The sequence below is a fragment of the Ancylobacter polymorphus genome, from assembly GCF_030813495.1.
GTDB classification, from domain to species: Bacteria; Pseudomonadota; Alphaproteobacteria; order Rhizobiales; family Xanthobacteraceae; genus Ancylobacter; species Ancylobacter polymorphus.
This window is the reverse complement of the sequence record NZ_JAUSUI010000003.1, coordinates 420,669-432,674: the sequence shown is the minus strand read 5'-3', so window position 1 is coordinate 432,674 and position 12,006 is coordinate 420,669. Positions and strand designations below refer to the sequence as shown.

7 protein-coding genes are annotated in these 12,006 nt (G+C 66.4%); 4 read left to right on the top strand and 3 right to left on the bottom strand.

Features of this window, described 5'->3' with window-relative positions; translation table 11 throughout:
- Positions 1 to 13: 13 nt before the first annotated feature.
- Positions 14 to 1,123, bottom strand: coding sequence for an FRG domain-containing protein (locus J2S75_RS09300; protein ID WP_307019551.1), 1,110 nt, complete (start codon positions 1,121 to 1,123; stop codon positions 14 to 16).
- A 290-nt stretch (positions 1,124 to 1,413) separates the two neighbouring features.
- Between J2S75_RS09300 and J2S75_RS09295 the strand changes: the two genes are divergently transcribed.
- The 4 genes from J2S75_RS09295 (at position 1,414) to J2S75_RS09280 (ending at position 7,278) form a co-directional block, all read left to right on the top strand.
- Positions 1,414 to 2,175, top strand: coding sequence for a recombinase family protein (locus J2S75_RS09295; RefSeq protein ID WP_307019549.1), 762 nt, complete (start codon positions 1,414 to 1,416; stop codon positions 2,173 to 2,175).
- Between the two features lie 44 nt (positions 2,176 to 2,219).
- Entirely contained in the window at positions 2,220 to 5,696 is a 3,477-nt protein-coding gene (locus J2S75_RS09290) for a class I SAM-dependent DNA methyltransferase (RefSeq protein WP_307019548.1), read from the top strand.
- A 95-nt stretch (positions 5,697 to 5,791) separates the two neighbouring features.
- Complete coding sequence (locus tag J2S75_RS09285; RefSeq protein WP_307019547.1) at positions 5,792 to 6,451, top strand: hypothetical protein; 660 nt, start codon at positions 5,792 to 5,794, stop codon at positions 6,449 to 6,451.
- A complete protein-coding gene (locus tag J2S75_RS09280) occupies positions 6,448 to 7,278 on the top strand; it encodes a ParB N-terminal domain-containing protein (RefSeq protein ID WP_307019546.1) in 831 nt (276 codons plus the stop codon). The genes J2S75_RS09285 and J2S75_RS09280 overlap by 4 nt, the downstream gene beginning before the upstream one ends.
- Positions 7,279 to 7,422: 144 nt before the next feature.
- On the opposite strand, the gene J2S75_RS09275 is transcribed toward J2S75_RS09280, so the two are convergent.
- Both J2S75_RS09275 and J2S75_RS09270 read right to left on the bottom strand, forming a co-directional pair.
- Positions 7,423 to 9,036: a DUF6538 domain-containing protein gene (locus tag J2S75_RS09275; RefSeq protein WP_307019545.1), complete on the bottom strand. Its 1,614-nt coding sequence runs from the start codon at positions 9,034 to 9,036 to the stop codon at positions 7,423 to 7,425.
- A 69-nt stretch (positions 9,037 to 9,105) separates the two neighbouring features.
- A complete protein-coding gene (locus tag J2S75_RS09270; RefSeq protein ID WP_307019544.1) occupies positions 9,106 to 11,745 on the bottom strand; it encodes a histidine kinase dimerization/phospho-acceptor domain-containing protein in 2,640 nt (879 codons plus the stop codon).
- Positions 11,746 to 12,006 lie beyond the last annotated feature (261 nt).

Genomic DNA, 12,006 nt, shown 5'->3' with positions numbered 1-12,006 from the left:
CGCAGAGCACCGGTCACAAGTCGAAGAACCGTTCTCGCAACTGCTCGCAGGCGCCGTCTATGCCCGGAAAGAGCGAACCAGCCGTGATGCCCATGATGCTCAGCTGCTGCATCGCCTCTTTGCGTTCAATCGATGGAAGATCAATCACGCGAAGATATGTCTTCTGCGCCTCGCTTTCCCGCCTCCGGATGTAGCCTTCCACATCGTCCAAATTAGTGACGCTCGATAGAGCCTGCTGCGGCACCATCCTCGGGTTGTTTAGAGCGATGGGATCCAACAGGGAGAAGTGCTCCGGCGCAGGGCTGATCTTCGTGAATTGCCGCCGATCATTGCGCCACGCTGTGCTGTCAAACACAAAAATTCGGACCTTCTTGGTCGGGTTGATCTTGTCCTTTCGGAGCCCCTTGTATGCAAAATACGCCGCCACGAACGGCGAGTGCGTCCAATCCAACAAGGGGGTCGGATAGCCATGGTGTTGAACTAGCGAATAAAACGCTGCGTTCTCGATGTTGCTCTCTAGCCGGAAGAAATGCCGTGTCAGATTGGTTAGATTTTTATGCAGAGCTGGTATGTCTTGATTGATGAAACGAACGATATAAGCTCGACCAGTTCTATGAAAGTGCGTCCTAAGTCGCCATTCATTGCTTTCTTGTCCGCGATATATGTATCGGTATGGTTCTTGAGCTGTGGCAAAGGCTTTGAAAGAATTCCAGTCCTTTATATCGATCGGCTCATAGTCTGAAGGGCGTGACGCATCGGGTTTTGTCAGCTGGGCTGTGCCCTCGGTGCCCAACGGGGTTGTCCAACTGATATGGAGTACGTCGCCGACGACTGAGCAACTCAGACGGATGCGCTCTGGCATCGTTGCATCGGGGTAAATTTCCTTGATGAATTCCCGCGAGACGGGCTCGCCCGTGCCGGGGTGAAGGGGTGCGACGTGAGCATCAAGCTCAAACTGATCGCTTTTGCCCGGGGTCTCAAACCAGACCACCGAACTCGGAAGGCCGGGCCTTGCGTCATAGGCATATAGAGCACCGGCGTAGCGGTCTCCCATATCGTCCAGTTCGAGAATTGCGGAGCCCGTGTTGGTCCCCTCATAGGTGCCAAGCCATTGCCCGTTCATTGTCGCCCTTCAGCATCCCGCAGCAATTTTTCACAGAAATTCGTCAGAGCATCTTGGAACAGCGTTCCGCGCGCTATCCCCCTCCCGGGCCCATCCCTCTCATTCATTCTAGCCAAAACTACCGCAACAGACCAATGAGTCGGCGGCGGTGACACCCCGCATCCGTCCAATAGACCTTGCCCATCCGGACACGTCCGCTTCCGTGCCCAAGCGCGCCCAATAGGATGGGTGTTGACATTTTGGACGCACTCGACTCTCATGCCTAGACCTTTTGGACACGAGGGCCGGGCATGGCACGCATCACCGATCCGCTTGAACGGCTGCTAAGGCAGCAGCAGAAGCTCGAACGCCAGCGGGAGCGGCTGGAGCGCGAAGCGGCGGTGCATGCCGGTATGCGGCCGGGCGAAGAACCACCGCAGCGCCCGCCCAATGGCACGCCCATGCCGCCCCCGGCGCCGCTTCTGGTCGGCTATGCCCGCACCTCCACGGCGGAGCAGGCGGCCGGGCTGGAGGCGCAGCAGCGGGACCTTGGCGCGGCCGGGTGCGGGCGGGTGTTCAGCGAGCAGGCGTCTTCGGTGGGCAACCGGGCGGAGCTGGCGCGGGCGATGGACTTCGTGCGCGAGGGCGACACGCTGGTCGTCACCAAGATTGACCGGCTGGCACGCTCCACCATCCACCTGTGGGATATCGTCCGTGACCTCGACATGAAGGGCGTCAGCTTGCGGGTGCTGAATCTCGGGGGCGAGATGGTGGACACACGCAGCGCCACCGGGCGGTTGATCCTCAACATTTTCGCGGGCTTTGCGCAGTTCGAGCGCGAGATGATGCTGGAGCGCCAGAAGGAGGGCATCGCCAAGGCCAAGGCCGAAGGCCGCTACACCGGCCGCAAGCCATCGGCGCGGCTCAAGGCGGACGACGCGCGGCGGCTGCATGGCGAGGGCAAGACCGTGACCGAGATTGCCAAGGCGCTGGGCATCGGCCGGGCGAGCGTCTACCGGGCGCTGGAGACAGCATCGGGGACCGCCTCCAATACCGCATTGCCGGGCGCGTAAGGGAAGGCTAGCCTCGCGCCTCACCTCGTGTCACTTGGGCGGGCATGACCGACGTCGAGCGCTTCATTTCCCGTTGGACAGGCCGCGAAGGCGGGCAGGAGCGCGCCAACTACGCTCTGTTCCTCACCGAGTTCTGCCGGCTGATCGGCGTGGAGTCGCCGGACCCGGCCGCGCACGCCACAGAGCTGAACGCCTATGTGTTCGAGCGGGCCGTGACCTTCCGCGAGCCGGACGGGTCCACCGCGAAAGGCCGCATCGACCTCTACAAGCGCGGCTGCTTCGTGCTGGAGGCCAAGCAGAGCCGGCAGGGCGAGGGGCCGAAAGCCGCGCCCGGCGCCGATCAACCCGCCTTGTTCCCGCTAGAGGAGCCGCCGCAGGGGCGCCGCGTAAGCCGCCGCTGGGACGTGCTGATGATGAACGCCCGCCGTCAGGCGGAGGACTACGCCAAGGCGCTGCCGCCTGCCGAGGGCTGGCCGCCCTTCCTCATCGTCTGCGATGTCGGCAACTGCTTCGAACTGTACGCGGACTTCTCCGGGCAGGGGAAGAACTATGCGCAGTTCCCGGATCGGCAGGGGTTCCGCATCTTCCTGCAAGACCTCCGCTCGGAGGAGGTGCGCGAGCGGCTGAAAAAGGTCTGGACCGACCCGCACAGCCTCGACCCGACCAAGCGCGCTGCCAAGGTCACGCGCGACATCGCCGAGCGCCTCGCCAAGGTGTCGAAGTTCCTTGAGGAGCAGCGCGGGGCGGACGGCACGCCGCGCTACAAGCGCGAGGCCATCGCCTCCTTCCTCATGCGCTGCCTCTTCACGATGTTCGCCGAGGACGTGGAGCTTATCCCGAAGGAGAGCTTCAAGCGCGTGCTGGACCGCTGCCGCGCGACCCCGGAGCTGTTCCCGGAACTGGTCGGCCAGCTCTGGGAGGCGATGGACGCCGGCACCTTCGCTTTCGCCATCGAGGCCAAGGTGAAGCGCTTCAACGGCTATCTGTTCAAGGACCGCACGGTGCTGCCGCTGCCGCGCGAGGAGATTGGCGAGTTGTTCGAGGCCGCCAAGGCGAACTGGCGCGAGGTGGAACCTGCCATCTTCGGCACGCTGCTGGAGCAGGCGCTGGACCCGGTGGAGCGCCGCAAGCTGGGGGCGCACTACACCCCGCGCGCTTATGTCGAGCGGCTGGTGGTCGCCACCATCATCGAGCCGCTGCGGGCGGAATGGGACCTCGTGCGCGCCACGGCTGAACGGCTGAGCAGCGAGGGCAACCAAGGCGCGGCCTTGGCGGAGGTCATGAAATTCCATGCGCAGCTCTGCGGCGTGCGCGTGCTGGACCCCGCCTGCGGCACCGGCAACTTCCTCTATGTCGCCCTGGAGCTGATGAAGCGGCTGGAGGGCGAGGTTCTGGAAGCGGTGGCGGACCTTGGCGGGCAGGAAACGCTGGGGCTGGACCGCCACACCATCGACCCGCACCAGTTCCTCGGTATGGAGCTGAACCCGCATGCCGCCGCGATTGCCGAACTGGTGGTGTGGATCGGCTTCCTGCAATGGTTTTTCCGCACGCAGGGCGGCCAGCCGACCGAGCCCATTCTGCGCGACTTCAAGACCATCAAGGCGATGGACGCGGTGCTGCTGCACGATGGCAGCGAGCCGGCGCGGGACGCCTCCGGCCAGCCTGTCATGCAAACGGATGCGGAGGGGCGCCGCGTGCCGGTGTTCACCTTCCGCAACCCGCGCCTGCCGCCATGGCCGGAAGCGGAATACATTGTCGGCAACCCGCCCTTCATCGGCGGCTCTCTTATTCGTGGCCGATTGGGGGACGGCTATGCCAAGGCGCTGTGGGCGGCACACCCGCACATGAACGAGAGCGCCGATTTCGTCATGTACTGGTGGGACCGCGCGGCGGACCTGCTGACCCGGCGCGGCACGAAGCTGCGGCGCTTCGGCTTCGTCACCACCAACTCGATCACGCAGGAATTTTCCCGCCGCGTCATGGCGGCACGGATGAAGGCGAAGAAGCCGATTTCCCTGCTGATGGCGATACCGGACCACCCATGGACCAAGGCGACGCGGGACGCGGCGGCCGTGCGCATCGCCATGACCGTGGCGGCGGCCGGGAAGCATGACGGCCTACTGAATGACGTCATCAGCGAGCAACGGCTGGACACGGACACTCCCCTAATCGTCTATGGCAGCGTATCCGGGGTGATCAATCCGGATTTGTCGGCTGGCATAGACGTTACGAGCCTTGAAAAGCTTCAGGCCAATAGGTCAATTTGCCATGACGGCGTTAAGCTGCACGGCTCTGGGTTCATAGTTCACCCTCAACAAGCCGAATTGCTTGGCTACGGAAGCCGCGATCAGCTTGATCACTACATACGACCCTACCGGAACGGGCGAGACCTAATTGGCACGCCGCGCGGCCTTCTTGTAATTGATCTCTTTGGTCTCAAGGCTGAGGACGTCAGGCGACGCTTCCCCGAGGTTTACCAGCATGTGGTGGCAACGGTTAAGCAGTCTGTCGGGCCTGACGGCCGACCAAATGGACGGGACGTCAATAACCGAGCCGCTTATCGGGATAACTGGTGGATCTTCGGCGAGCCCAGACAGGAAATGCGACCGGCCCTCGAAGGATTGCGGTGCTATTTTGCTACCGTAGATACGGCAAGGCACCGCGTCTTTCAGTCGGTTGAGCCTTCGGTGATATGCGACGATAAGGTCGTTCTCGTCGCTTCTGATGATTTTGCGGTAATGGGTATTCTCTCTTCTCGCCTCCATGTTTGCTGGGCCACCCGAGTGGGCGGCTGGCTTGGCATCGGAAACGATTCTGTCTACTCGAAGTCGAGGACGTTCGACCCCTTCCCCTTCCCGGACGCCTCCGAGGCGCTGAAGGCGCAAATCCGCGCCGTTGCCGAGGAGCTGGACGCCTTCCGCAAGGCCCGGCAGGCGGAGCATCCGCGCCTGACCCTCACTCAGATGTACAACGTGCTGGAAAAGCTGCGCGCCGGTGAGCCGCTGGACGCGGACGACACCCGCATCCGCGACGAGGGGCTGGTGCTGATCCTGAAGGAGTTGCACGACAGGCTCGACGCGCTGGTGTTCGACGCCTATGGCTGGCCGCGCGACCTCTCGGACGAGGACATCATCGCCCGCCTCGTGGCGCTCAACAAGGAGCGCGCCAAGGAGGAAGCGCGGGGCCTGATCCGCTGGCTGCGGCCGGACTACCAGAAGGCCCGCGCCGGCATCGCCACCGCCGTGCAGCCGGAAGAGGCGCAGGACAGCATGGCGCTGGTGGTGGACGCCGCCAAGGAGCAGAAGCCGCAATTCCCGGCCGGCGAGGTGGAGCGCACCGCCGCCATCATGGCCGCGCTCGCCAACGCTTCCGGCACGGTGGACGCCGCCGCCATCGCCGCCAGCTTCCGGCAGGGCAAGCGTGTCGAGCCGCCGATACAGGCCACCCTGGCCTCGCTGGTCCGCATGGGCTTTGCCAGCACCCCGGACGGCCGCAGCTTCATGTTCCGCCGCGTGGCGTGAGGCGGGGCAGGCCGTGACGGGGTTGCCACCTCCGTCCGCGTGAATTAATTCGCGTCTGTCTGTCCGGGGACGGACGCAGATTTCTCGGGTTTCGCATGGCTCTCTGTCGCGTCCCCGGATGCGGCGCTGAGGCGACCCGCTTCGGGCATTATTGCACCACTCACAAGTCCCGCGTCCGCCGCCACGGCGACGTTGCCCAGCTCGGCATCACCAAGGCCGCGCTGGCGCCCTATGTAGACCGCGTGCGCGCCCGCATCGCTAAGAACACCGGGAGCCCGCTCTGGTCGCAGTGCGATGACCGATGGCGCGCCACCGTGGAGCACGCACAGCGCATTCTCGCGGCCTTTCAGGGCGGCCGGGCGGTGAACCGCTTCGAGTTGCGGGCGGCCGGCGAGGTGCTGCGGCTGGTCGATATCGAGGCGCGGGCGGTGATGGAGACCGTGGCGGCGCTCTACCTCATGCGCGACGCCGACCCCCGCAAATTCCGCACCGATGCCGCCTTCAATGCCCAGCTCGTGCGCCGGGTGCGGGGCCTCTCGGAGGTCAATGCGGGCGTCTGGTTCGATCATGCGAGCGGCCGGACGAAGCGCGTCTATCGCGACGTTCCCCCCGCCGTGTCCGCCATCTTCGCGCAATGGCTGGTCGAGACGCTGGGTGTGGTGGGGCTACGCTTGGCCGAACTGGAACGACGCGAGCAAGAGGAGGCCGCCGCCAAGCGCGACGCCTTCCGGAACGCGCTGGAGGATTTGACGTGACGGTGACGAGCTTGGAAGCCCTGCGCAAGGCGGCTGTAGAGGCCAAGGGGGAGGCCACGAAGGCTTTCGTCGTGAAGCTGGACGACATCCGGCGTGACCCAGCGTTTCAGGTGCGTGTTGATCTTGATACGGGGCACGTCGGCAGGCTGGTGGGGGCCATCAAGGCGGGGGCCGAACTGCCGCCCATCACGATTGCCTTCTGTGGTGACGACAAAGAGCCGGTGGTCGTGGACGGCCACCACCGTTGCCGCGCGTTCCGGCAGACGGGCGCCACGACCGTCAACGCTGTCGCAATGGCGTTGCCGCGCTCGCAGGCACTGTGGCGAGCGGCAGATGCGAACACCAAGCACGGCCTGCCGCTCAAGCCGCGAGAGCGTCGGGAGATGTTCCGAACCTATGTCCGCACTCGCCAGCATGTCCTCAGAGCTGGATATGGCAAGGACGGCAGCAGCCTCGCGGGGCAGCTCAAGTCCTATGACGACATCGCGCGGGACCTAGCCATACCCAAGCCCACGGTGTGGCGGTGGATGCAGAAGGACTTCAAAAAGACGGCGCTCAAGATGGGTGGAGCGGCGGAGTTTGTCGGAGAGGGCGGCACGCCGCCGACTCGCGAGGACCATGAAAAGGAGCTGGAGGCCGCCCGTTCCGCCCTCGCCAAACTGCGGCAGGCGTTCGGCGATGCTTCGGATTATTGGGTGCGGGACGAGATATTGACCCTCGCCCGGAGCATGCTGACGATGATCGGGGACCAGCACGAGGTCGAAGATGAGCTGTCCCTGCATTGGGAAGACGAGCCGTTGACGCCGCAGGACCACGGCGTGTTCTAGCCGTTACAACGCTTTGCGGTTCACTACCGTTTCATTGAGACGGTGCTGTCAACAAGAGGAAGGCTTAGGAGCCCACCAGATAAGGCGCTTCGGCCGCAACGTCGGACCAATGCGTGGTTGCTAGTCGCGAGGGCACCGGCCCGGTCAATCCACCTCGTAGCGCGGCACCTTGTTCAGCTCCGCCACCAGCACGGCGGGGCTCACATGCTCATAGGACCGGGCGACACCCTTGACCGTGTGCCCGACCAGAATGTCGCGGATGGACGGCTCAACCTTCGCCTCGGTCAGCCGCGTTTTCAGTGTGTGCCGCCACGCATGGTTCGGCTGAAGGCGCGGATCGAGCTTCGCCGTGTCGCGCACCCATTTCGCGAGATGCAGCGCCCGCGTCTCCGCCTGCGAGGTCTTGGCATCGGCCTGCCGGCGCTCGGGGTCATAGAAGAGCGGCCCCGGTCCCCGCGAAGCAACGAAGTCGGGAAAGCCAAGCGCCACAAGGTGCTCATGCAGGAAGGCGCGCCGGGCTTGTCCGCTCTTGACCGTGCCGGCCTCCGGCGTGATGTCGAGGACCCAGACGCCGCCCTCTTGGCGCACGTCCACACCGCGTAACTGCGTCATTTCCCGGACGCGAGCGCCTGTATAGGCACACAGCCACGGCACCCAACGCCGCGTGAAAGCCTGCGTCGGGTTCTTCGGGTCGTCCGGCACGGCCAGCGCGGCGCCAAGCACGGCCTTGATCTCATCGGCCCGGAAATTCGGCTGGCGTTCGCGCACCCGCTTGGGCGTCTTCGGCTTCACAGCCGCAGCGGCGTTGCTGGTCAGCACACGCCCGCCCTCATAGGACGCGGCCCAGCCGAGGACCGATTTGAGGGCTGTCAAACTGTTGTCGCGGATGGTTTTCCCGGAGACACCTTCGACCTCTAGGCGGTGCTTCACCCATCGCCAGAGGTCATCCTCTGTGATGAACCGCACATCCATGCCGCTCAGGAAGGCGTCACAGGCCCGGATCGACGGGGCATAGACCTTCAGCGTGCCGGGCGAAATCTCGGGATGAGCGGCCTTCCACCGCTCGAAGAGCACCGGCAATGTCAGCTTCTCGCCTGACGCAGCGGCGGCGCCAGAAGCCTTTGAGGCCGGCGCAGCAGGCTCCCACACAGGGAACCGTGCCGGCCGCTCATCGGGGCTGTAGTCGCCCCTAGCAAGCTGCATGAGCCGCTGGTGAGCGGCATAGAACTGATCCTCCATCGCCTCCATGAAGAGCGGGAGCGAAGCCGGCGCGAGGGTCACACCCTCGTCCAAGAAGAACTGAGCGAGGTGTCCCCGGTCGTGCAGGAAGGCATGCACCCGCTGGGTCGTCTTCGGCCCGCGCGGCCTCTCGTCCAAAGGCGAGATGTCACGTTCATCCAGCAGGCTGCCCGTATCCTCCAGCGCTTGCAGGGCTTCAAGGGAGAGCTGCCAGCCCTCGGGTGTCGTACCGGCATCATCATCATGCCGCGCGACGAACCACCCGTACCACCGCCCGGCCAACGCCAGCGCCTGCTTGCGGGAGAGAACGGTTATGCCGCTCGCCAGCGCTGCGAACCGCGCCTCCCACTCGGCATGCAGTTCAGCGTTCCGCCTGCGGGCCTCGTCGCGGTCGGTGCCGAGCCATCGCACAATCTCGGTCTTGCCCAGACGAGAGCGAATGGCGGCAGGAACCACCTTGCGGAAGCGCCAGCGTCCTGACGTCCGGTTGAGCTTCGGAGAGGGGTAGGCCATCTGCATTCTGGGTCGCCTCACTGGACCAAAGAGGCGGCCGAAACTCCTTTTAGATCAACAACCTGTTGGAAATACTCACTCCGCCAGCACCCGTGTCGAGGGGAAGATGATCTCGACGATGGTGCCGACATCCACCGCGCTGCGGATGTTGAAGGCGGCGCGGTTGGCTTCCGCCAGCGCCTTGGTCAGCGGCAGGCCGAGGCCGGTGCCGCCGGAACCGGCGCGGGCCGAGGTGGTGATCTGGCGGAACGGTTCCATCGCCACCATCACGTCGGATTCCGACATGCCGACCCCGGTGTCGCGCACCCGCAGCACCACCTCGCCCTCCTCCGTCAGCGTCGTCGACAGGATCACCTGCCCGCCGGGCTGGGTGAACTTGATCGAGTTGGACACGAGGTTGAGCACGATCTGGCGGATGGAGCGCGTATCGGCCACCACGGGCGGCAGGTCGGTGGCGAGCGAGGAGCGGATGATGATGCGCTCGCGGTTCGCCTGCGGCTGCATGATGCCCATGCACTGCTGCACCACCTCGTTCAGCGACACACTGGTGAAGGCGAGGTCGAGCTTGCCGGCCTCGATCTTGGAGAGATCGAGCAGATCGTTGATCAGCGAGACGAGGTGCTCGCCAGAGGCGTGGATGTCGCGCAGATAGTCGCGGTAGCGCTGGTTCTCCACCTGCCCGAATCGCTCCTCCATCATGACTTCGGAGAAGCCGATGATCGCGTTGAGCGGGGTGCGGATCTCGTGGCTGATCTTGGCGAGGAAGTCGGATTTGGCGAGGTTGGCGCGCTCGGCGAGCCGCTTGGCCTCGATCAGCTCCTCCTCGGCGCGCTTCCACTGGGTGATGTCGCGCAGCACGGCGCAGAATTTGGTGGGGTCGTCGCCGACCCGGCCCACGGTCATGAACAGCGGGATCAGCCCGCCTTCGCGCACGCGGCCGATCACCTCGCGCCCGTCATTGAGCACGCTGGCGACGCCATTGGCGGCGAGGCCGTCGAGGTAGTCGACCGCCGCGCGGTGGCTTTCCGGCGCCAGCAACAGGGTGAAGGATTCGCCCTTCACCTCGGCGGCGTGGAAGCCGAACAGCGCCTCCGCCGGGTGGTTCATCGACAGGATGGTGCCGGCGGCGTCGATCAGCACCACACCGTCGGTGGCGGTGTCGAGAATGGCGCGCAATTCGCGGCTGGAACGCTCCGCCTCGCGCAGGGCGAGTTCGGCCTGGCGCAGCCGTTCATCATTGAGCGCCTCGGCCGCCGCCGCCTCGGTGGCTATATCGGTGGGCGCAGGAACCGGCGCGGTGGCGCGGTGCAGCACATAGAGCATGGCTGAGCCGCCCTCCCAGGGAGAGGACATCAGCCGCGCCTCGACGCGGATCGGCGCGCCCTCGGCGCCGACGATGGTCAGCGGCACGTCGCCGCCTCCCGCCGCCGGTGCGGTGTCGAACAGGCCGGAGAGACCGCCGGCCGCTTCCAGCGCGGCGAGGTCCTCATGCCCGGTCCAGTCGAGCAGCGCGCGATTGGCATAGAGCAGACGGTCGCCGCGAAAGGCGAGCAGGCCCAGCGGCAGCCGGTCCAGCACAGGGCGCTCGCCCTCGGCGAGAACGCGACGCAGGCCGGTGCTGTCCGGGGAAGCCTCGGCGGCGGCGGGCTCGACAGGGCGCGGGACTTCGGGCGGCGTCTCGCGGGGCGGCGCGGGGGGAGGCGCGGGCGGCTCGATGACGGGCTCGGCGGGCGCATCGGCCGAGATGTCGGCAGGGTCGTCGACGCCTTCCAGCCGCGCGCCGAGGGCGCGGGCGATATCGCGGAACGCGTTGCGCTCCCCGGTCGACAGCCCCTCCCAGGAGGAGCGGGCGGCGTCGCGGCCGGGTTCGCTTCCGGCGCGCAGCGGCACGACATTGGCCGGCGACGGCACCAGGCTCAGCGTCACCCGCACCGGCGGGGCGGGCTCGGGCGCCGGGGGCGCAGCTTCGGGGAGACGCGGCGCCGGCGGGCTCACCGGCGGGGAAAGGTCCGGGCGGGCGGGCGTCTCGGCCCGCGCGTCCAGCGGCCGGCGGCCCCTTATCACGCCGAAGCCGCGCATGCCGTCGCCGCGAATGGGGGCGCCGCCAAGCTCGATGGCGAGCCCCTCGCCGCGCGCCGTCGGCAGAAGCAGCGCCAAATGGGTGAAGCTGCGCCCCTCCAGCACCGCGCGGTGAGCGTCGGGCGCACCGAGCGCGCGCCAGTCGCGGCCGGCGAGGTCGTCCGGCGCGCGCTCCAGCGCCGCGGCGAGGCGCGGGTCGATACGGTTCAGCCGCGCATCCGGGCCGGTGCTCCAGGTGAAGCGGGCGGGCGCCGCCACGGACGGCGCTTCGGGCGGTGCGCCGGCCGGGGCGGGCGCGGCCGGGGCACGGGCGGGCTTGGCGTCGAGCCCGACCAGCAGCAGGGCGCGGGCGCCGCCGGCCGCAATCAGCGAGCAGGCGAAGGTGACGGGGGTGAGCGTGCCGGGCAGGCGCAGCCGCTCCAGCCGCGCCGGACGCGACGGGCGCAGCGTGGCGGCAAGGCGAGGCGCCAGCGTGGCGAGAGTCGCGGGGTCGAGCAGGGCACGGCCGGCGTCATTGGCGTCGAGCACGCGGCCATCGGCGAGCGCGAGCACCGCCGGCGCCGCCCCGGCGAGCGCGGTCGCCGCCTGAGCACGCAGGTTCTGCGTCGCCAATGTGCCGATGTCGTCGGTGGTCATGAGCGCCCGAATGATCCCGCCGGTGAGAACCGGATGCCGCAAACGGAGGCCCCGCAAGGACCTGCCGCCGCATTCCAACAATAATGCGGGCCGGCGCCGCTTGCCATGCGCCGCCTGCCCTGTCGCGCCAGCTTCACCTTTTCCGGTTAATTGGTTGCCACCGATCCCGGTTAACCAAGTGCAACCGGCTGACCCGCAGCGGCGCGAATTCGATTGCGTTCTGGCCGCACTCTACTACTTTAGATGTAGGCATCCGGCCGG